Here is a 20803-nt window from a genome sequence, read left to right on the forward strand (position 1 = left end):
GCGGATCAGAGATTATCCAGGCCATCAAGATCCGGCTCCTCTGTACTTCTTAACCCCGTAATTCCAAGCAGTCAGTCCAATAGCCAGAAATATGGCACCCATGACAGGAGTTATATACGCCATCCGCTGCATCTCTTCCCGCTGCAAGAACAAAGACGCCGGGTAGATGCCCACAAAGGCAAACGGCATAATCCAGGTCAGCAGAACCTGAATCGCCCGGTTGTAAATCGTGACCGGGTAGCGCCCATAGCCCTGGATATTGTACATCAGAGGCAGAATCCCCGTTGGCGCATCCGAGTAAAAGGACAGCGAAGTTAGCGTCGTGTAAATCCCTGTATAGATCGCCACCGCGCTTAAGGTCAGGATGATCATAGCTGGAATCGTCCACCACTCTAGGCCAAGACCCAGATTAGTGCCGCTGATGAGCATAATGATGATGCCAATGACCGATCCAACCAGTGCTGGCGGATCGACATTTTCGAGGAAAATCTGAAACAGATTGTGAGCCGGACGGGTCATGATCCGGTCCATCTCCCCTTTTACAATATACCGTTCACTGAATCCCCACAGGTTAATGAAACAGCTGAAAACTCCGTAGGGAACCATAAAGAACCCGTACACAAAAACCACTTCGTTCTCGCTCCAGCCCCCCAGGCTCTTCGTATGCATAAAGATGACAAAAATAAAGATCAGATTGGTCGCCTGGAACAGCAAATCCGATATGACCTCCACCCAGAAGTCGGCGCGGTAGGTTAACCGTGATTTCATATAATTCTTCAAATACTCTCCGATCAGGCCTAAATAGTACATTACGTTATTAACCTCCTTGAACGAACAAACGCTGCCGGGCAAGCTTGTACAGCCAGATCATCGGGATCAGCAGCAGCACGAACCAGATGAGCTGAATCCCCAGCACGTTCCAGATGCCCACGCCTTGAATGCGGCCGGTGAACACCGAGCCGGGCAGGTAGGTGATCGCTTGGAAGGGCAGAAATTCAAGCACTTTGGCAAGCCAGCCCGGGAACAGGCTGATCGGCACGATGAGGCCGGAGAACAAATCGACGATGACCCTCTTCATACGCATCATCCCTTCGTTGTTCTCCACGAAGAAGGCCATAATTCCAGTTATGATATTTAGCTGAGAGTTAATCAGAAAGCTCAGGAACAGCATAGCCAGGAAGCCTGCCCATGAAGACAGGGCCGTCGGCAGCTCAATCGGATACAGCAGCAGGGCAACGGCCATCCCCGGGATCATCAGCAGGAAGAACCGGAATATGCCTTCCCCGAGCCCCTGCATCATTTTGACCAGCATATAGTTGTACGGCCGGATGAATTGGATCGCAATGCTTCCGTCACGGATATCCGCAGAGATCTCCCGATCCAGGTTGTTGAAGTAAAAGGCGCGGGCCATCCAGGATACCGCAATATAGGTGGTCATCTGCACTGCGTTGAACCCGCCGAGCTCCCCGCCGCTTCCATAAATCGCTTTCCAGGTGAAATAATACACCCCGATGTTCAGTGTATAGATCAGAATGCCCGAGTAATAATTAACGCGGTATGCGAGCATGGTCAGAAACCGGATGCGGATGAAGTCAAAATAAGCGCTGAACTGGAGTCTAGACATGGGCCACCTGATCTTTGGCCGAACCAGCTGAGTCCGCTTCGCTCTTCTCCGCAGATCCCGACTGGTAAATGCTGCGGACAATGTCGTCCGTATTCGTCTCAATGATCTTAATATCCGTAATATCGGCTTGTCCCACCACCCGGCCAAGCACATCCGACACGTTAATTTCCAGGGGAATCCATACCTTTGCGTTCAGATCATTCTCTGCCGACCATTTGACCGGCATGTCCCCGGTCCAGGATTCCAGCAGCGTCTTCTTCGTGCTGCGCCCGAACTGGAACAGCACCTCTCGTCCTGTTCCCCACCGGGTCTTCAGCTCTTCCAGCCCGCCGTCATAGATGATGCTTCCATCATCCAGCATGATAACCCGGGAGCAGAGCGCCTCAATATCCTGTAAATCATGCGTAGTCAGCAGAATTGTTGTACCGTGCTCCCGGTTCATGTCCTTCAGGAAATCCCGGATTTCGGATTTCACAACAATATCCAAGCCAATCGTAGGCTCGTCCAGAAAGACGATGGATGGATTGTGCAGCAGCGCCGCCACCAGCTCGCAGCGCATCCGCTGCCCCAGGCTGAGCTTGCGCACAGGGCGGCTGAGCAGATCCTGAAGCTGAAGGCGTTCAACCAGCTCGTCCAGCCGTTTCTTATATTCCTGCTCGGGGACCTGATATACTTTCCGGAGCAGCTGGAAGGATTCAATGACACCGATATCCCACCATAGCTGACTCCGCTGACCGAATACCACTCCGATATTACGCACGAATTTCTCCCGCTCCAAATACGGCACATAACCGCCGACAGAGATTTGTCCTGAAGTAGGAACCAGAATCCCGGTCAGCATCTTGATCGTAGTGGATTTGCCTGCCCCATTCTCACCGATATATCCACAAATCTCCCCTTGCGGAATTTGAAAAGAGATATCTTTAACCGCCGCCACTTCCTGATATTCACGCTTGAATAAATCCCGGAATGCCCCTTTGAGGCCCTGGCGGCTGCGCTGTACTTTAAAAGTTTTCCTTAAATCCTCAACTTCGATAGCCAACATAGTTCGTCACCCGCTCTCTATAGATGTTCCAGTATGAAATTATAGTGCAATCCCGGGAAAATCACCACACCCTGTGCACGGAGAGTTCCCACGCCTTTCACTTCATTCAAGCTATCATCCTGATCTTGGTTTCTGCCACTGCATTAGCTGCCGACAAGATATACATGTTCATATAAAAAAACAGAGTATGCGCCCAGGGCTGCATACTCTGTTTTTGCAACGTTTAAAGCTTAACGCTCATCATGCCAAAAATTATGAGGTGTCATATCAGAAGTAATCAGCTCAAAGCTGTAGCCTTCTTTCTTCAGAGCCGCCAATATGCTTGGAAGCACTTTTAGCGTATCCACTTGATCATGCATCAAAATAATCGGCGCGGCGCCTTTCTGATGCTGGGCGTGAACCTGCTTCATGACCCCGTTATAAATCGCTTTGCTGTTGCTCTTGTACTTCCAGTCCAAGGAATCCACATTCCAATCCCAGATGTGATAGCCCTTGGAGACCAGCTTATCCCGGAAGGACTGGGTCAAATAAGGCTTGCTGCCGTAAGGTGAACGGACCAGGCTGGTCTTCACCTGGGCTGCCTTGTACAGATGAGCATTATCATCCTCCATTTCCTGGAGTGCGGAAGCCGGAGACTTGTAGAATTTGTTCTTCACATGAGTCATTCCGTGCAGGCCAACCTGATGACCTTCCTGAACAAGACGTTTTACCGCAGCCGAATAAGTATCCATATGATTGCCTAACATGAAAAAGGTGGCTTTGGCATCGTATTTGTTCAGTATGTTCAAAAGCTGTCCGGTATGTGCCGTAGGCCCGTCGTCAAAGGTAAGATACACGGGTTGTTTGGCTGTCTGCTTGACCGGCTTCTTTACCTGGCCGTTCTTAGAACTGTCAACCGGCTTGCTCTGCTTCCCCTTGTTGGCCTGCTGGGCAGCACGGTCCTTCTCCGCCTTGATTTCCTTCTCTGTTTGCGTATTCTTGGCTTTATTCAGAGCCACGGCCTCATCAAACTTCACCGTGAATTCCTGATCACTCAACAAGGCCTGGGAACCAACCAGTCTAAGCAGTCTAATTCCCGGCTGATAGGAGACTATGTATCCGAAATCTCTGGCAATTAAAGCAACCGGGACCAGAGTCTTACCCTGACTCACAGGAATTTTAACCGCCTGCACCGTGCCGTCGGCTTTCACCGCCTTACTTTCCGCCGGCTTCAGCAGGAGCGTGTTGCTATTGGAATCGGTCAGGAGAATCTCCTCCGATGTTCCTGATACCTTCAGGCCAAGAGCCGAAGCCAGGTCTCTGACCGGTGTATAGTAGGTCCCCTCTTTCATCTCGGGCTGAAACGGCGCGAGGTCATCGTTAATTCCGAGTACCGCGGTATAACTTCCTGCCGCCGCAGCGGTCTGGGCAAAAACAAGACAAAAGACGAGCGCACACCATGCTGTAATTTTTTTGTACATAAAACCTGATTCCTCCGATTCATCTCTCTATTAAACTACCATTATAATTTATACCATTTAAGCCAAAATTGGTAGTCAGAGAGGAACCAATATACACGGCAGCCTCTGGGTCTTCGCTTCATAGGGATTCAACTTCATCATCTTCTCGGACACTTATTATGTTTGCTACAATTCAACTTATGTTTTCTACAATTCAACCTACGAAGGGACCTCTTACGGACCAGTCTTGATTCTGACCTCTGCCCTCAATAGGGTACTGGTACGATGAGCTTATCTGGTCAACTTCTTGTGGGATGTTAAAATTAAAGAGACTGTGGAAGCCCATCTTCCCCAGTCTCTTTCCATGAAATTCAGTTGTCCCTGCCTTGACTAGGACTGATCCAACCCATGTCTTCCAGGCTGCTCTGCTATCCGGGCTTGCTCCTGCCTTGCAAACCAGGCTTCGATTCTCTTCATAACGACAAGCGATAAAACTACAAACAAGACAATATACAGCAGCTCCATCGGATGTTCCATATAATTTGCGATATCCGCCCCAATCCAGGATACGGCAAAAGTCATGATTCCCTTCCCAACAAGCACAGCCAGCAGGAAAGGACGCAGCTTCATTCCGGACAATGCGGCGGCAATATTGATGACCACAAATGGTCCTACCGGGAATAAACTCAGCAGAAACACATAGCTGAACCCGTTGTACTGGATCCACTTGCGGGCTTTGGCCACCTTGGGCTTGTTCGCCAGCTTCTCAAGCCAAGGGTGACTCCCGATTCGCCTTACAATGAGATAAGTAAGAAGACACCCGGCAACCATACCGATCCAGGAATAGATGAACCCCTGCCACATTCCGTAAACAGCTGCATTAACCCCCACAATTACAAGCGTAGGTAGGGGCGGGACAAATGATTTCAAGAAGGGCAGCAGAATTCCCGGCAGTGGGCCTAAACTTCTGAACCGCTCAATCCAGCCTGTCAGATTCTCTTCTGTCATATATGATAATAGTTCTGATGTTTCCATAGGGCGTCAAGCGTCCTCCTCATTCCGTAGCCTTCCTTGCAAGCATACCGTAAATGAAGCCCCATTGTCATGAATTCACCGAATTTGACACAAGGTTGCCTAAACTCCGTTTATTTCTGGTATATTAATCTTATTAATTATCAACCGGTCAATAAGTCTTAGACTGATGTCCTCTTCAGTCTCCAATGACATACAGCAAACTGAAAATGGCAAATTGGAGGAACCTTTGTGCAATTCATACCTAATACCGTCGCTGAAGTCCGAAGCTGGTCTCGTAATATTCGGTTGTTTTTTCTTGCGAATATATTTTATCAGATCGGCAGCGGGCTGTTCTCCCTGTTATATAACCTGTACATCCAGGGCCTCGGGTACGGGGATACGATGAACGGGAGAGTGGTCAGCGTCCAATCCTTGGCCACGGCTCTGATGTTCGTCCCGATCGGGCTGATCGGGGACCGGTCGAGCCGCAAGCGGCTCTTGATTATTGGAAGCCTGTTCAGCGGCATCCTGTTCCTCGGCCGCTCTTTTCTAGGATCAGAGAGCAGCCTGATCACTTTGTCCGTAGCCGTCGGCTTGTTCGCTTCCATCTTTCAGGTGCTGGCCATTCCTTTTCTCGCGGAGAACATCAGCAAAGCCCAGCGTCTGCGCATGTTCAGCTTCTTTTCATCGGTAGTGCTCGCATCCCAGGTATTTGGCAGCATGGGCGGCGGCTTTCTGGCCGACCTGTTTCAAGCTATGGGCGCGACAAGACTCGTGAGTCTCCGGATCGTGCTGCTTATCGGCAGCCTCACTACATTTGCCGCTGTCATTCCCCTGTTGTTCATCACGGAGTCACCACGGGGAGCAAGCCCGGATGCCTCAGCAGCTTCCAAGAGCACAGATGCAGCACGAGCCGGGAATGACGATCGGTCTTCGCTTAAAGAGGGAATCGGAATCGGGACCCAGGGCCGCACCAAGGACTTCAAATTCATTTCCCAGTTCATCATTGCCCAGCTGCTCATTGGACTCGGATCGGGCCTCGTCGTTCCTTATCTTAATTTATACTTCACCAACCGCTTCTCCGTATCCCTCAGCGCGATGAGTATCCTGATCTCCCTGGGTCAGGTAATGACCATCGTATCCATGCTGATTGGACCCTCACTGGCCGCCCGGGTGGGGCCTGTGAAGGCCGTGGTGATCTTCCAGCTGCTATCCCTGCCGTTCCTGATGCTGACCGGCTTCACCAATTTGCTTGCCGTGGCTTCCATCAGCTTTCTGTTCAGACAGGCGCTAATGAATGCGGCCAATCCGATCCAATCCTCGATTATGATCGATAGGGTCTCAGACCGCCGAAGAGGCGTGGCCAACTCGTTAATGCAGACCGCATTTATGCTGGGATGGGCAACCATGGGACCGGTTCAATCCTATTTTGTGACTACACATGGAACCTATTGGGGATATGCCTACACATTCAGCATAACTGGAGGGTTATATATCATCGCTTCCTTAATGTATTTCTTCATGTTCCGGGACCGGACCGCACGTCCTGTCAAAGCAGCAGCTTGATTTCATTCTCACAAACGAAATCATAGAAGCATCCTCAGTATTTGCCTTCTCATAGATCCATAACAAGCACAGAACAAAAGGGTGTCAACCGCCAGCTGGCGGTTGACACCCTTTTATGATTCACATCAAATACGGATCGCCTAACGGGTTAACTGCTTCGCTCTTCGTTTACCGGTAGCGTTAACCAGAATGATACTTCCCACAATCATAAAAAACCCGGCAATCAGATTCATGGTAAGGGACTCATTCATAAATAATACACTGCAGATGATCGAAATCACCGGAATTAAAAATGTGTAGGACCCTACGGTACTGGCTTCGCCCGATCCAACCAGCTTGAAAAAGATCAGCCATCCGATGGCGATCACAAAAACCGAGATGAACAAGATATCACTGATGAAAGAGGTGTTCCACTGAATATCAGACCATTTCTCGGTGACTAAGCCATAACCGAGCAGCACAATGCCGCCGATCAGAATCTGAAGCGTTGCAATCCAGATCGCGTCCACCTTGTCTGTAATCCTCTTCATGTATACTGTTCCCAAGGTCCAGCTTACCGCACTTGCAAGCGCAAGGCTTACACCCACAGGAGACAAGCTTCCTGTCAATCCTCCCCCGCCGATCACGGCTACACCAAGGAAACCAAGAACGAGACCCGCAATCTTGAGGCCATACATCCTCTCGCCAAGCCACAGCCAGGCACAGATTCCCAGCAGCACCGGCTGAAGGAAAACAATCGCTGAGAACAGACCCGCCGGAAGATATTTAAGCCCGACGGTCTGAAGACCGTAATAAAGCACGATGTTGAACAAGGATGAGATTAAATAGAGCGGCCAGGTCTCCCTGAACCGGAGCTTCTTGAACCTCGGAATCGCAACTATAAGCAGCAGCACTCCTGCGATAATTAAACGCAGCCCGGCAAACAGGAGGGGTGGGGAGTACAATAAGGCATGCTTGGACAGCGGCCAGTTGATCCCCCACACCAGAACCAAAAATGCTAAAAGCAGCGCTGTTCGTGAGCGCGATAACATAATTAACATCACTCCTCATCTTGCAGCAGGTGAATCCCCCACCCGCTGCACCCTATCCAATGTAATCTCTCTGTATTGGTCTCGCATATTATATCTCTTCCGCCTATCCTTATGTCAATACAGATATATTCTTCCCGGAGTTGTCGGCTGATGAAAATTGGCTTACACTGAATAGATAGCGTTGTATCCGCCATCCGAATTAAGGAGAACTTCCCTATGAATAATCATTCCATCGTCTCCCCCATCCGGCGTGTCCTAGTCATGACGGCGGTTGCCGCCGAACAGGAAGCCGTCCTTCGGGGACTGCAGAAGAATAACGGCCAGACGCTGTTCGCGGTAGAGCTGGCCGGAGTCGGCTCGGCAGCCGCTGCCGCCAGCACCGCAAGAATCCTCGCCGAATCTGACGGCGTGTATGATCTGGTGATCAGCGCCGGAATCGGCGGCGGCTTCCCGGGTGTGGCGGCCACGGGAACGGTTGTTGTGGCCAGCAGTATTGTTGCGGCCGACCTGGGCGCAGAAACCCAGGACGGCTTCAGCAGTGTGGACGAGCTCGGCTTCGGCTCGTCCCGCATAGCTGTTCCAGCGGAGCTTGCCGCCCGCTGGACGGAAGCGGTGCAGGTTGCGGGAGTCACGGTCCATCTTGGACCGATCGTGACGGTAACGACCGCAACCGGAACCGCAGGCACGGCCGAGGCTTTGGCCGGCCGTGTCCCTGGCGCCGCCGCCGAAGCCATGGAAGGCTACGGCGTGGCCATTGCGGCGCAGCAGGCGGGCCTTCCCGTGCTTGAGATTCGGGGAATCTCAAATGCGGTAGGCCCGCGCGACCGTGCCGCCTGGCGGATCGGCGACGCGCTGGCGGCGCTGGAGAGCGCTTTTACTAAGCTTCAGGAGGTACTTCAATGAACATTGCATTCTCCCCGTGTCCGAACGACACGTTTGTCTTTCATGCTCTGGTCCACGGTCTAATCCCGGATGTGCCAGAGTTCGAGGTTACGTATGCGGATATTGACATCACCAACAATTGGGCGATCGACAAGACAGGCCCGGAGATTCTCAAAATCTCTTACGCCGCACTGCCCTGGGTGCTTGACGATTACGCGCTTCTGCCCTGCGGAGGAGCCCTGGGACGCGGCTGCGGCCCTCTTGTGCTGACAAAGGACGGCACAGCCGGGCCTGCCAAGCCCTCTACACTTAGCGGCCGCCGGGTAGCTGTCCCGAGTGAACGCTCCACCGCTTATCTGCTGTTCCGTCTCTGGGCCGCCAAGAATGTGCCGGGCGGTGTAGGCGAAATTGTAGTCATGCCGTTCGACCAGATCATGCCCGCTGTCCGTGACGGGCAGATCGATGCTGGACTGGTCATTCACGAGGCCCGTTTTACCTATCCCGAATACGGACTCTCGCTGATGACAGATCTGGGCAGCTGGTGGGAGGAGACCACGGGTCTTCCGATCCCGCTTGGCGCCATTATCGCCCGCCGCTCCCTGGACCTGCCCCGCATTGCGGAGTGGATTCGCGCTTCAGTACAGTATGCCTGGGCACACCCGGAAGCATCCGCTTCCTATGTCGCAAGCCATGCCCAGGAGATGGCGCCAGAAGTCACTCAGGCCCATATCGGCCTGTACGTCAATGAGTTCACCACCAATCTGGGCGAGGATGGATATAACGCCGTTAGCCACCTCTTAAGCCTTGCTGCTGATGAAGGATTAGTGCCGCGAATCGATCCGGCCAAGCTTCAGTGGCCATCCGAGTAACCCGGTTCTATGATTGCAACAAAGACTCCCTTCCATCAAAACGGATAGGGAGTCTTTTTGTTAAATACGCAGATCTGCGCATAGCTTGGATCTGTTCGCTTAAGTCCTTTCGGTTATCCATGCATTCCTGTTCATGCAGTCTTATCCATGCAGTTCCCGAAGTATAACCCCTTCTGGCAGCAAAGACCGCACGTGCCCCGCCAACTCCGAGTCCTGCACATGCAGTACTCCGCCAAGGATAATTGCTGATCCTTCATCAGATGAGGTTCGAATCAAGCGGCCAAGCCCCTGTCTAAGCCGAAGCTTCATATACGGAAGATCAACCTCCGCATACGGGTCCCTGGCGGACTGCCGTTTGGCCATAAATACCGGGTCCTGCGGCGGGAAGGGCAGCGACCAGATGATCACACATGAGAGCGATGGTCCAGGCACGTCCAGTCCTTCCCATAGACTTACCGCGCACAGTATGGAGGATTCGTCCGCCTGGAACCTGGCGATCTGATGACTGATCTCCTGATCCCCCTCATAGTAGAAGGTCCGGCCGGCTAATTCCGGTCTTCGTCCAGCTTCCTGTTTGAACTGGCGCAGCTCCTCCATGGTCCGGAACAGAATTAAAGCTCCGCCCTGAGCAGTCTTCAGGGCATTTGCGGTTAGGCTCATTTTCTGAGCAAAATCCCCCTCCTGCTCCCAAGCCGGGGCAAACACCTTCATCTTCTCCTCATAGTTATAAGGGGAACTCACCGAGAAGGAGAGATAATCGGAAATGCCCAGACTGTCGGCCGCATAATGGAATGAACCGTCTACGGACAGGGTTGCCGACGAGAACACAATGGGAATGTTCAGTTTGAATACCCGGTCCCGGAGCACTTCCTTAACCGTCTTCGGCATAATGGAAAGGGTGAGTTCCCCCCTCTGAAGGGTTGTCCAACAGATCGGCGGCTCTGGACGCTGAAACAGGCTCAAGGCCTTCTGCATCATTTCCAAGTGCTCCTCTACAATCCGGAGCTGATAGTCATCAAGCGTGTACAGCTCGCTCTCAAAGACAAGCTCTTCTTCAATCCGGTCAAGCAGCCCTCGGAAGGCTGAGATCCCACTGAGCACCCGGTTGTTTAAATCCACCTGCATCCGGTCTGAGCCTGCTACGGCCCTGCTGCTCTGCTCCAGGCTTATGAACAAAAGTTCACTCTGCTGAATAGCCTCATCAATAAGCACGGCCAGGCTTTCCCTGATCTCCCCCTTAAGCAGCCGGGTAATAATCTCCTCAAATACGGTATGCTTCAGATTATAGCTGAGTGCCTTCTGGGCGGCCGTCTCCAGTAGATGGCCCTCATCGAATACCACTGCGCAGTGTTCAGGCAGAAGAGGCAGCTGCCCTTCCTGCTTGCGGCCTTCATAGGTCCACACATGCTCCATATAGTAATCGTGCGAACAAATGATCAAATCGGATGAAGCTCTATAATGGTCCCTGGATAGAGTCTGCCCACAGCGATGTCTCCGGTCACAGACGAAGCAGTCCTGGAACGGGTCCCAGCTGATCTTCTCCCACTGCTCATCATTCAAATGCGGATAGTCTTTGCGGTCTCCATAAGCATGGAAAGCCTGCATTGTCCCAGGGTGCGTAACGAACCTTGGAAACCCCTTGTATATCTCCTCATAATGCATTCCTTCCATCTCTTTGGCCCTGGCTTCATCCAGTTTAACCAGACATACATATTGATCCGGCGATTTGCCGAGCCGGGCGTCAATGGCGAAATTCAAGTGGCGGATCAGCTTGGCCACATCACCTTCCGGTTTGACCAGCTGTTCAATTAAGGACTCATCCGCACATGCAATGATCGCTGGCCTGCGCATATAGCGGGCATATGCCGCGGCATACAGCAGGTATACCAGCGTCTTTCCGGTACCTACCCCGGCTTCCGCAAAAATGGTCTTCTTCTCGGCAAAGGCTCTCTCCAGCTGATAGGCCATAAAAATCTGTTCGTCCCGGATCTCAAAACCTGCTTCCGGGAGTATGTCATAGAACACGTCAGCAACCCATTCACCCAGCTGTGGAATGAACGGCTGCGATGGATCGTATTGAAAAGGGTAACGCTCCACTCTTTTTTGCCCCCAATAAATAAAATAACCCGCATAATCTCTGACCGCCGCGCTCTGCGGTAGCAAATTTCAATTATTACATGCCCTACCTCAAAACACAAACCGAATTTCAAGAATAACGGCCTAAAAAACCGCCTAACCCTAAGTTAGACGGAAGCTTTAATGCTTATACGAGCGCCCTTACCGCACTCAGCACGACACCGACTAGGAAGCCGCATATCGCACCATTTATCCGAATCCACTGCAGATCCCGGCCCACTTTTCCCTCAATAAAAGTGACCAGTTCCTCATTGCTCAGCTTATCCAGGTTCTCTCTGACCAATGCGCCGATCTTGGAATAATGCTTCTCAATGAATCCGATGATCTGCCGCTGAATCCACTCTTCTCCCTGCTGAATCCGCTCTGGGCTGCCCTCTAGATTTCCCAGCAGTTTGAGCAGAAATGGGTTCAGCCATTTCGTATGAAACTCATTACTCATTACGAACTGCCCAGCTCGATTCAGCATACCCTGAATATAACCCTCAATCTTGTCTTCAGATACCCACTGATCCAACAGGCGATGCTTCGCCCCCCTAACCTCCTCTAGGAAGCCTGGACGATCTACAGCTTCTCTCAGCTCGGCATGCAGAAGCGCAAGCAGCTTCGCCCGGTTTGGATTGTCCGGATCTTTATAGTTTATGATATGTCCAAGAATGAAGTTCTGGATCATATCCCCCAGCTTGTCCTCGCTCAAGTAGCCAATAAATGCGTTAACCGCGAACTGCATAAGGCCGCCCATCTTAAGCTGCTGGATCTGCTCTATGCCTATCCTTCCGAGCATATCCCGCGTTTCAATCCGGGCAGCCCAATCCTGAGCCCGCTCAAGCACCAGATCAAGGAGCTTCTCATCATAGCCCCGTACAGTGACTTCTTCCATCAGCCTATGTATAATCCACTTCTCATCCAAGCGGTCCGCCAACTGCCGGATCTCTTGGGAGAGGACCCTGCTGATCTCTGCTACAGGCATATGCTGTATAACATTTGCCAGCACTGCGGAGATCGCTTTATTGTAACTTCCGGCCTCGACACCTTCTCTGACTTTAGCCAGTCCGAGCTCCGCAATGCGGATGCTTCTGATCTTCTCTCCGATGCTTTCTTTGCGGAGCAGCTCGGTCTCAATCATGGAAATTACCGCTCCGGTGAGCTTCTCCCGGTTCTTAGGCAGAAGCGCTGTGTGGGGAATGGGGATACCCAGCGGATGACGGAACAGCGCTGTCACTGCGAACCAGTCAGCCAATCCTCCCACCAAACCCGCCTCAAAGCCGCCTTGGAGCAAGCGCAGCCCCAATGACCCGTCGTGGAACGGAAGAGTGGCTGCAAACCCTACTCCCATGACCCCAAGTGAAATTCCCGCTATATAATTTTGTTTAGGTTTTGTCGTTTTGAGTGCCATCGTTCTCCCTCGCTTAACTCGTTCTCTATTCCTACATCTTTAGACATCATAGCACAAATTTCCGGCCACCCGAAAATCGGCTGTTTTCAATCTCACAAAAGAAAAGGCCGTCCCTGGTTTCAGAGACAGCCTTCCACACCACATCAAAACGGCTTATTAAAGCCCGGTTATAGTTTAGCAATCAGCAGCATTTCAAGGGCAGCTAGTTCAGACGTGTTCATATTCTATGAGCTTAGCGCTCCCACTTCTCCGGGAGCCAGGTCAAATCTTTTGCGGTATCCGCACTTGCGGCACAGCTCTTCCACCACTTCGCGCCGGGAGAAGCCGTCATACATGTTATTGGCTCTCTCACCCTCAATAATTTCAGAGAAGGGCTTCTGATGAATATTCCCCAGCTTAATTACTCCCTCACCGTCCAGACAGCACGGAACCACAGTGCCATCGATCAGAACGCCCGCCTGGTTCCGTAGACCATGGCAAAAGCCCGGACCGTGATCCTCTTCCTCCTTCAGATCAGGCCACTTGAACTCATAATCCTGGTTCAAATAGATTCTGTCGGCAATTTTAACCCCGCTGCCAGGGCTCACCTTCTCCACAATTTTGAAATCCAGGTTGAATTCCCGCTCAATATACTCAAGTGTCTCCCGGTTGCGGCTCCGCTGAAGATTCGTAATGTTATCCTCATTCAGATTCCACAGCCGGAGTGAGATAATGATGTTCGACTGCGCAACGGCCTCTTTCACAAAATTCAGAACACTCATAATATAGCCGTCGCGGTCGGTAGAGCCTTCATGGCCGTCAAAGCTGTGAAGGGAGAAGTTCATCTGCCGGAGAGCTGGCTTGCCCAGCAGCTTATGGCGGTTCTTGTTGATCAAGGTACCGTTCGTTGTAATATTGACCTTGAACCCTTTCTCATGGGCAATATCAAGCATCTCGTCAATTTTCGGATGCAGCAGCGGTTCACCTTTAACATGGAAATAAATGTAATCCGTATGCGGCTTAATTTCATCCAGTGTCTTCTTGAAATCTTCCAATTTCAGAAAACCGGCCTGCCTTTTCGTCGGTGGACAGAAGGTGCAGGCCAGGTTGCAAATACTTGTTGTTTCAATATAGAACTTTTTGAATTTTTTCATAGCTGAACTCCAATTCTCTATGGGTGTCTATCATATATAGATCATGTGCCTATCGCTATGAAGAATACTATCGCAGTTTACGGAAGTCTGCAAGCTATGCTCTTGTGTGCGTATTCCCGGGGACAAGTTAGGGACGCTTCTTGCCCCTGAGCTCCAGATAACCCTGGTAATACCAAATGAAAATAGCCAATAAAGCGCCGGTGAGTAGATAACCACCAAGGACATCACTCGGGTAATGAACACCCAGATAGATTCGGCTGATCCCGATTCCAATTATGAAGACCAGACTGATCAGGATGATAAGAATCCGCCCAATCAGCTTGGGGGCATGCTTCCACAGCAGGAAAGCAAGCCCCCCATACAAGGCTATCGTTGCCATGGCATGGCCGCTCGGGAAGCTGAACCCGTTCGCTTCCGCAATCCGGTGCAGTGTGGGTCTGTCTCTTCTAAAGATTGCTTTGATAATCGAGTTGATTAAGGACGAGCTGATGGCCAACGCAGCAAGAAAAACAAGCTCACTTCGGTGCTTCAGCACAAAATATAAAATGACGATAGCGGCAAGCGTTATTACCGCAACAGGGATGCCTGAACCGATCCAGCTGAAAGATTTCATCACCACGGTTAGCCCAGGAGATTCCATACCCTGAACCCAACCAATAACCTTATCATCAAACACATGGATCTGATGATCACTGATCCAGTAGGCTATAAGCACAAATCCAACCATACACAGCAGCCCCGCTGCGAAAGCCGATGTAAACCACCTTTTTCCTGACATAAGAACTATCCTACCTCTTCTTTGTTATTCACGGTTCTCTTTACTTGTTCTCTCCGGCAATTAACTCAGATACTGTGACCATAGTATAGCCTTGTTCCTTAAGCCATTTGATCTCTTCGGGAAGCGCCTTTACCGTGCTCCGGACCTTTCTGCCGCCAAAGCTGTGCTGCAAAATAATGCCGCCGGGTCCGACCTCCTTCTTGAGGTTGGCCAGAATGGTGGCCGGGGTCACCGCCTTCCAATCGCGGGTATCAACAGACCAGTTGATCAGCAGCATCTTATTCTCCTCAAGCACCTTTTTAACCTCATCAGATGCATTGCCATAAGGGGAACGGAACAATACCGGGGTATGACCCGTCAGTTCCTTAATCTTCTCATTGTTACCCTCGATTTCTTCTTTGATTTCTTCCGGACTCATTTTATTAAGATTAGGATGATTAACCGTATGATTCCCAATTTCATGTCCTTCATCATAAATCCGCCGTACTATATCCGGATCTTTATGGATCTGCCGGCCGACGAGGAAGAACGTTGCTTTTACATCATTTTCTTTAAGAATGTCCAGAATTTGAGGCGTATACCGGTTGTCAGGCCCATCGTCAAAAGTTAAAGCAACTTTCTTGCTCTCCATCTTAACATCATAAATCTCACGGAACTTAAACTTCTCCTGAACAGGCTCCTGTGGCTTCTGTGCCGGCTTCTTTACCACCACCGTCTTGCTCGCTTCACTCTTGGCCGCCTCTCTCTGGAGAACAGCGATATGATTGATGATGGACAACAGGATAATGATACTTCCAATAATCAGAATATAATGATATCTCTTTAAATTCATCCCCATGAATCTCCTATCTCTTAGTTTGTTCCCAAGCTCTCCCGCTGCATAATGCCCCTCTAAAACAAAACACCCCGCCGGAGCCAAAAACAGCCGGCAGGGTGCCCTGCATGAACCAGCAATATATCCCATTATATCTCATCTGACCGTGAAGAGTTAAACAAAAAGGTAACAATTCACAGAAGATGACATGAACCATCTGGTTTATTTAACAAAACATGACTTAAATCACAGCATTCTCAGCATAATACAGAAATACCCTGCATCAGGTCCACAACTGGATGGAAAGAAGGTTGCCATAAATGAAAGCCTATAAACCCTCCGTTTTGCAAGCCAGCATGATGATCATGCTTGCGGTAGGACTAAGCAATCATGTATTTATTATCCCTGCCTTATTAAGCTCAGCCAAGAGAGATGCCTGGATCTCTGTTCTACTGTCCGCCGTGCCCCTCTTCGTAATTTCGCTGCTCCTGTTTGCCATTTCGCACCTCACCCGGGGACATTCTATATCTGAATGGATTGACAACCATCTTGGCCGTCTGCCTGGGTATCTATTCAAGTGCCTAATCACGCTATTTTTCTTTGGTGTGGCATTTTTCACGCTGTTTGAAACCGTAATGTGGACTAAAATAACGTTTCTGCCGCTTACTCCAAAAATATTTACCGTGAGCTGCCTGGTTGTCCTGTGTTATTTTGGTGCAATCAAGGGAATTAAAGCGCTAGGACTCGCTTCCGGAATACTCCTTCCCTTTGTAGTGATTCTCGGGTTCTATGTTGCGATGGCCAACCTCCAATTAAAGGACTATCACCAACTCTTCCCTATGCTGGAGAACGGATGGCCACCGGTGTTGAAAGGTATAATTTACGCGAATTCCGGTTCCTTCGAAATTTTCTTTCTGTTGTTTATTCAACCGGAGCTTGGGTCCGCCTTCAAGAGGAAGCAGCTCCTGATTCTAAGCTTAATTGTGGTCGGACTGACCCTCGGCCCTTTGACGGGCGCCATTGTCGAATTTAATCCTTATGAGGCGCAGATGCTCAGGTACCCCGCATATGAGGAGTGGCGGATTGTCCGTCTGGGCAAGTATATCTCTCAGACGGACTTTTTCTCCATCTACCAATGGCTGTCAGGAGCGTTTATCCGAATCTCTCTAGCCATGTATGCTGCACTTAATGTATGGAATATTAAGACCAGACCGTTAAAGGTCAGACTTTGGGCAGTGATGGCAGGAGGATTGATTCTACTGGGCATAATGCCCATCAGTGATGTTAATTTCAATCGCCTAATGTTTAGCTTGGTATTTCCGTTTAATACCGTTTTTATTGCCAGTATAACTCTCACTCTTTGGATTGTGGTACGAGTAAGGAACCGTAAAAAGGAGGAGCCTCATGCGTCAAGCTGAAACTGTTCCCAGCATGGAGAACCTGAATGAGCAATTCCTGACAGACTATTTCCGCAACAATGCCGATGTGGTCTTTCACCGGTTCCATGTCAGCAGCGAGTCGGACAGTCTGCAGCTTCTATTAATCTACAACGACGGACTTGCAGATATTAAGCAGCTGAACCAGTTCATTCTGCCCCGATTGGAGACGATGTTCACAGATAAACAGTTCCAAAGCCGGGAGTCTATCGAAGGAGGACACGCCCTGCCGCTCACCATTATAGGTGAAGATAATCTGCTCAATGAACTCACCCTTAAGATATTCAGCGGCAGTCTGGTGATCTATGCTGCCGGGCTCCAAGTATTTCTGAGCATAGATATCGCCAATCCACCGGCTAGAACACCAGAAGAATCGGCAACAGAGGCCCCGATCCGCGGCCCACGTGACGGGTTTACCGAAGAGTTGACTGTTAATACGGCATTGATCCGCAAACGCCTCCGCTCACCTTCTTTCTGTGTGGAGCAGTTTGTAATTGAGGGCCGGGGACATACGAGCATCGCACTCTTCTATGTAGATGACATCATTAATCCGGCTATTGTTGATGAGGTCCGGGGCATACTTCAGAGTATTGATACGGATGCTGTTATTGGAACTGCATATATCGAGGATATTCTAAAGAACAATAAATATACTGTGTTTCCTTTGGCCGACTATACAGGAAGACCGGATTATGTGGTAAATGCGCTTTTGAATGGCCGGTTTGCCGTCATGTTTCAAGGTTCACCCATGGCCCTTATCGCTCCTGTAAGTATATTGAATCTGTTAATATCCGCTGAGGATGCGAATACCCCTTCTCATATTGTGATCCTCGAGAGACTGCTGCGGTTTACTGGACTATTTATTGCCCTCTTCTTCCCGGGATTCTACCTGGCCTTGACCTGCTTCAACCTGGAACAGGTGCCGCTTCCACTTCTGGCCACCATCAACAACGTGCGGAACGGACTTCCATTATCTGTTACTATGGAGACGTTTATGATGCTCTTTCTGTTCGAGATATTCAGCGAAGCCGGCCGGCGTCTACCCAAGGCTGTTGGCCAGACCATTACCGTAGTGGGGGGGCTCATCATCGGAGATGCCGCCATCCGGGCAGGTATCACTTCTCCCACGATGATTGTTATGGTCGCAATCACGATCATCGCCACACATTCGCTCGTCAACCAGATTTTAAGCGGGACTACCGCGATTATCCGGATTATGATTCTAATCCTCTCAGCGTTATTTGGCATGTATGGATTCCTGATCGCAGTAATCGGCCTTGTACTGCACCTTGCTGGTCTGGAGAACTTTGGAGTTCCTTATTTATCGTCGGTATCCCCGTTTAATAAGAATGACTTCGTTCCGGCATTCTTCAGGAAGCCGGCCAGAGATATGAAGAAGCGGCCTGAGTATCTTCAAACTCAGGATGATACAAGGAAGGAAAACCGCTCATGAAACTCAAGAAAGCTCTGTTCCTGCTCCTTCTCCCCCTCCTTCTGGGCGGCTGCTGGGACAGCAAGGAGGTTCAAAACATAAACTTTGTAACCGCGATGGGAATTGATTATGTCAATCACAACTACGTGGTATATGCGCAAATCTTGGACTTCGCCAATCTGTCCAAACAGGAAGGACCATCCGATTCACCCCAGGAATCGGCTCTGGTCATAGGCAGGGGAGAAGGCAGCTCCATTCTGTCTGCCATTAATCAATTATATCCCACCTCCCAGCAGCAGACGCTTTGGACTCATGTGAAGGCTGTGGTCCTCTCCAAATCCGTGCTGGATACCAAGCTATCTGAGGTATTTAACGGCTTGTTCCGCTCTGGAGAAATGCGTTATACGTCATGGGTATATGGCACAGATGAGGATATCAGCTCCATTCTTTCTTCCAAAACCCTGCTGAATCACTCTGCTCTCAGCACCAATCTGTTCGACCCTGTCCGGGGCTATCATCAGCTGTCTTATGTACCGCCTATCCGGGTCATTCACCTCATGAAGGGAATACGTGAGCCCGGGTCCACGGTGCTGCTGCCTGCCATATCAAGCAGCAACAAGACCTGGACCATGAACAATAAGCTGCTTAGCCTCTCAAGCATGAGCGGGCTATATGTCATATCCAAAGGGAAGAATTGGGGCCGCGCCGAAGGGGAGCAGCTTGCCGGCGCACGGTATGTGAATTTTGACGGTTTCAAGCAGTTCCCTCTTGAAATCAATGACCCGGTCCAAGGAAAGGCTGTCGTCTATTTAACAAAGCCTAAACCCAAAGTTACCCTGGCTGAAAGCCGGGGAGTCATTCACACCTCCATCGAGCTCGGCATCACAGGGAAAATTAATGAGATTGACCACAGCTCTGGCATTTCCAAGGAGAAGATTAAAGAGCTCTGCAAGAGCAAGATTAAACAGCAGATCATCCGGAACTTTGAGCTGGGCAAAGATAAAGACCTGGATCTGTATGGACTGGAGGAAATCCTGTACCGGAGGAACAATAAACTGTGGAAAAAGCTGCCCGGCCATGAGCAAAAACCGATCATACGCCGGTTTGAACTTGATCAGGTGGTCGTGAACATCAATGTTGAGGATTCTAATAGCTACAATTTAAAACTATTTTGAATAAACAAAAACGTTCTCCCGGCTGCTTCCATTGCAGAGCATCCAAAAGAAATAGGCCAACCAGTAATCTGGTTGACCTAATAATACGAAGGGCGGTCTTTAGGACGGCCCTTTATTAAATGGAGTTACTTTTTTTCTACAGCATGTCCACCGAACTCATTACGAAGCGCGGCAACGACTTTACCTGTAAACGTATCGTTGTCCATGGAACGGTAACGCATCAGCAAGGACATGGCGATAACCGGAGTTGCAGTCTGAAGGTCCATAGCTTCCTCCACAGTCCATTTGCCCTCGCCGGAAGAATGCATAACCCCTTTGATGCCCTCAAGCTTGCTGTCCTTCGAGAACGCATTCTCAGTCAACTCCATCAGCCAGGAGCGGATAACCGAACCATTGTTCCAAACCTTGGCTACCTTCTCATAATCAAAGTCGAAAGAGCTCTTCTCCAGCACCTCAAAGCCCTCACCGATCGCAGCCATCATCCCGTACTCAATGCCGTTATGGACCATCTTCAGATAGTGGCCGCTGCCTGATGGACCCGCGTAAAGATATCCATTCTCCACCGCTGTATCCCGGAAGACAGGTTCAACGATACCCCAGGCTTTCGCATCGCCACCGATCATATAACATGCGCCGTTGCGGGCGCCTTCCATACCGCCTGAGGTTCCTGCATCCATATAGTAGATGCCGGATGTTTTCAAATCCTCTGCACGGCGAATCGATTCCTTGTAGTGGGAGTTGCCCGCTTCAATTACAATATCGCCTTCGCTGAGAAGGGGTTTAACATCACTTAGAACCGAATCCACCACACCATGGGGAACCATGATCCAGAGCACCCGGGGAGCTGGAAGCGACTGAACAAGCTCCTTCAGATTAGCATAACCTTCAGCTCCGTATTCTTTCATTTCAGCTACCGCTGCCGCGTTCAAGTCGAACGCCGCAACCTCGTGGTTGTGATCGATAAGGTTTTTACCCAGATTAAGTCCCATTTTGCCTAGTCCAATAAGACCGATTTTCATGTCATGTTCCTCCTGAA

The 20803-nt window shown here is 50.3% G+C and carries 18 protein-coding genes; 6 read left to right on the forward strand and 12 right to left on the reverse strand.

Annotated elements, in window-relative coordinates; genetic code table 11:
* Positions 1–24: 24 nt before the first annotated feature.
* The 5 genes from KJS63_RS20895 to KJS63_RS20915 form a co-directional block, all read right to left on the reverse strand.
* Positions 25–810 (reverse strand): ABC transporter permease, encoded by a 786-nt coding sequence (locus KJS63_RS20895; protein ID WP_068618805.1) that lies wholly within the window; start codon positions 808–810, stop codon positions 25–27.
* Positions 811–817: 7 nt separating this feature from the next.
* The gene (locus KJS63_RS20900) at positions 818–1624 is read right to left on the reverse strand and encodes an ABC transporter permease (RefSeq protein WP_213620887.1); all 807 of its coding nucleotides are present in this window, start codon (positions 1622–1624) and stop codon (positions 818–820) included.
* Positions 1617–2669, reverse strand: coding sequence for an ABC transporter ATP-binding protein (locus KJS63_RS20905; RefSeq protein WP_068618809.1), 1053 nt, complete (start codon positions 2667–2669; stop codon positions 1617–1619). Before KJS63_RS20905 ends, KJS63_RS20900 begins: the two co-directional genes overlap by 8 nt.
* Positions 2670–2899: 230 nt before the next feature.
* A complete protein-coding gene (locus KJS63_RS20910; RefSeq protein WP_213620888.1) occupies positions 2900–4129 on the reverse strand; it encodes a polysaccharide deacetylase family protein in 1230 nt (409 codons plus the stop codon).
* Positions 4130–4498: 369 nt separating this feature from the next.
* Positions 4499–5143, reverse strand: coding sequence for a TVP38/TMEM64 family protein (locus tag KJS63_RS20915; protein WP_213620890.1), 645 nt, complete (start codon positions 5141–5143; stop codon positions 4499–4501).
* Between the two features lie 228 nt (positions 5144–5371).
* Here KJS63_RS20915 and KJS63_RS20920 point away from each other — a divergent pair, with 228 nt between their 5' ends.
* Positions 5372–6688, forward strand: coding sequence for an MFS transporter (locus KJS63_RS20920; protein WP_213620891.1), 1317 nt, complete (start codon positions 5372–5374; stop codon positions 6686–6688).
* Between the two features lie 140 nt (positions 6689–6828).
* Here KJS63_RS20920 and KJS63_RS20925 read toward each other — a convergent pair whose 3' ends face one another.
* Positions 6829–7728: a DMT family transporter gene (locus KJS63_RS20925; RefSeq protein ID WP_213620892.1), complete on the reverse strand. Its 900-nt coding sequence runs from the start codon at positions 7726–7728 to the stop codon at positions 6829–6831.
* 207 nt (positions 7729–7935) lie between these two features.
* Here KJS63_RS20925 and KJS63_RS20930 point away from each other — a divergent pair, with 207 nt between their 5' ends.
* Entirely contained in the window at positions 7936–8622 is a 687-nt protein-coding gene (locus KJS63_RS20930; RefSeq protein WP_213620893.1) for a futalosine hydrolase, read from the forward strand.
* A complete protein-coding gene (locus KJS63_RS20935; RefSeq protein WP_213620894.1) occupies positions 8619–9470 on the forward strand; it encodes a 1,4-dihydroxy-6-naphtoate synthase in 852 nt (283 codons plus the stop codon). Before KJS63_RS20930 ends, KJS63_RS20935 begins: the two co-directional genes overlap by 4 nt.
* Positions 9471–9611: 141 nt before the next feature.
* On the opposite strand, the gene KJS63_RS20940 is transcribed toward KJS63_RS20935, so the two are convergent.
* The 5 genes from KJS63_RS20940 to KJS63_RS20960 all read right to left on the reverse strand — a co-directional run bounded on the left by KJS63_RS20940 (position 9612) and on the right by KJS63_RS20960 (position 15742).
* Complete coding sequence (locus tag KJS63_RS20940) at positions 9612–11567, reverse strand: ATP-dependent DNA helicase (protein ID WP_213620895.1); 1956 nt, start codon at positions 11565–11567, stop codon at positions 9612–9614.
* Between the two features lie 166 nt (positions 11568–11733).
* A complete protein-coding gene (locus tag KJS63_RS20945) occupies positions 11734–12999 on the reverse strand; it encodes a DUF445 domain-containing protein (RefSeq protein WP_213620896.1) in 1266 nt (421 codons plus the stop codon).
* A 224-nt stretch (positions 13000–13223) separates the two neighbouring features.
* Complete coding sequence (locus KJS63_RS20950) at positions 13224–14132, reverse strand: radical SAM/SPASM domain-containing protein (RefSeq protein WP_213620897.1); 909 nt, start codon at positions 14130–14132, stop codon at positions 13224–13226.
* A 127-nt stretch (positions 14133–14259) separates the two neighbouring features.
* Complete coding sequence (locus tag KJS63_RS20955) at positions 14260–14910, reverse strand: phosphatase PAP2 family protein (RefSeq protein ID WP_213620898.1); 651 nt, start codon at positions 14908–14910, stop codon at positions 14260–14262.
* Positions 14911–14950: 40 nt separating this feature from the next.
* Positions 14951–15742, reverse strand: coding sequence for a polysaccharide deacetylase family protein (locus KJS63_RS20960; RefSeq protein ID WP_213620899.1), 792 nt, complete (start codon positions 15740–15742; stop codon positions 14951–14953).
* A gap of 302 nt (positions 15743–16044) precedes the next feature.
* Between KJS63_RS20960 and KJS63_RS20965 the strand changes: the two genes are divergently transcribed.
* The 3 genes from KJS63_RS20965 to KJS63_RS20975 are packed head-to-tail and all read left to right on the forward strand — an operon-like array spanning position 16045 to position 19767.
* The gene (locus KJS63_RS20965) at positions 16045–17142 is read left to right on the forward strand and encodes a GerAB/ArcD/ProY family transporter (RefSeq protein WP_213620900.1); all 1098 of its coding nucleotides are present in this window, start codon (positions 16045–16047) and stop codon (positions 17140–17142) included.
* Positions 17129–18613 (forward strand): spore germination protein, encoded by a 1485-nt coding sequence (locus KJS63_RS20970; RefSeq protein WP_213620901.1) that lies wholly within the window; start codon positions 17129–17131, stop codon positions 18611–18613. Before KJS63_RS20965 ends, KJS63_RS20970 begins: the two co-directional genes overlap by 14 nt.
* Positions 18610–19767 (forward strand): Ger(x)C family spore germination protein, encoded by a 1158-nt coding sequence (locus KJS63_RS20975; RefSeq protein WP_213620902.1) that lies wholly within the window; start codon positions 18610–18612, stop codon positions 19765–19767. The genes KJS63_RS20970 and KJS63_RS20975 overlap by 4 nt, the downstream gene beginning before the upstream one ends.
* A 125-nt stretch (positions 19768–19892) precedes the next feature.
* On the opposite strand, the gene gnd is transcribed toward KJS63_RS20975, so the two are convergent.
* On the reverse strand, positions 19893–20786 hold the full coding sequence (gene gnd, locus KJS63_RS20980) for a phosphogluconate dehydrogenase (NAD(+)-dependent, decarboxylating) (RefSeq protein WP_213620903.1): 894 nt from the start codon (positions 20784–20786) through the stop codon (positions 19893–19895).
* Positions 20787–20803: the final 17 nt, after the last annotated feature.

The sequence above is a fragment of the Paenibacillus sp. J22TS3 genome (assembly GCF_018403205.1).
Lineage (GTDB): Bacteria > Bacillota > Bacilli > Paenibacillales > Paenibacillaceae > Fontibacillus > Fontibacillus tuaregi.

What these genes read in the sequence shown, in the direction of transcription:
- KJS63_RS20945 (WP_213620896.1), bottom strand. Translation starts at nt 12,999, where the DNA reads ATGGCACTCAAAACGACAAAACCTAAACAAAATTATATAGCGGGAATT.
- KJS63_RS20900 (WP_213620887.1), bottom strand. Translation starts at nt 1,624, where the DNA reads ATGTCTAGACTCCAGTTCAGCGCTTATTTTGACTTCATCCGCATCCGG.
- KJS63_RS20950 (WP_213620897.1), bottom strand. Translation starts at nt 14,132, where the DNA reads ATGAAAAAATTCAAAAAGTTCTATATTGAAACAACAAGTATTTGCAAC.
- gnd (WP_213620903.1), bottom strand. Translation starts at nt 20,786, where the DNA reads ATGAAAATCGGTCTTATTGGACTAGGCAAAATGGGACTTAATCTGGGT.
- KJS63_RS20895 (WP_068618805.1), bottom strand. Translation starts at nt 810, where the DNA reads ATGTACTATTTAGGCCTGATCGGAGAGTATTTGAAGAATTATATGAAA.
- KJS63_RS20965 (WP_213620900.1), top strand. Translation starts at nt 16,045, where the DNA reads ATGAAAGCCTATAAACCCTCCGTTTTGCAAGCCAGCATGATGATCATG.
- KJS63_RS20925 (WP_213620892.1), bottom strand. Translation starts at nt 7,728, where the DNA reads ATGTTAATTATGTTATCGCGCTCACGAACAGCGCTGCTTTTAGCATTT.
- KJS63_RS20970 (WP_213620901.1), top strand. Translation starts at nt 17,129, where the DNA reads ATGCGTCAAGCTGAAACTGTTCCCAGCATGGAGAACCTGAATGAGCAA.
- KJS63_RS20910 (WP_213620888.1), bottom strand. Translation starts at nt 4,129, where the DNA reads ATGTACAAAAAAATTACAGCATGGTGTGCGCTCGTCTTTTGTCTTGTT.
- KJS63_RS20930 (WP_213620893.1), top strand. Translation starts at nt 7,936, where the DNA reads ATGAATAATCATTCCATCGTCTCCCCCATCCGGCGTGTCCTAGTCATG.
- KJS63_RS20935 (WP_213620894.1), top strand. Translation starts at nt 8,619, where the DNA reads ATGAACATTGCATTCTCCCCGTGTCCGAACGACACGTTTGTCTTTCAT.
- KJS63_RS20960 (WP_213620899.1), bottom strand. Translation starts at nt 15,742, where the DNA reads ATGAATTTAAAGAGATATCATTATATTCTGATTATTGGAAGTATCATT.
- KJS63_RS20905 (WP_068618809.1), bottom strand. Translation starts at nt 2,669, where the DNA reads ATGTTGGCTATCGAAGTTGAGGATTTAAGGAAAACTTTTAAAGTACAG.
- KJS63_RS20955 (WP_213620898.1), bottom strand. Translation starts at nt 14,910, where the DNA reads ATGTCAGGAAAAAGGTGGTTTACATCGGCTTTCGCAGCGGGGCTGCTG.
- KJS63_RS20915 (WP_213620890.1), bottom strand. Translation starts at nt 5,143, where the DNA reads ATGGAAACATCAGAACTATTATCATATATGACAGAAGAGAATCTGACA.
- KJS63_RS20975 (WP_213620902.1), top strand. Translation starts at nt 18,610, where the DNA reads ATGAAACTCAAGAAAGCTCTGTTCCTGCTCCTTCTCCCCCTCCTTCTG.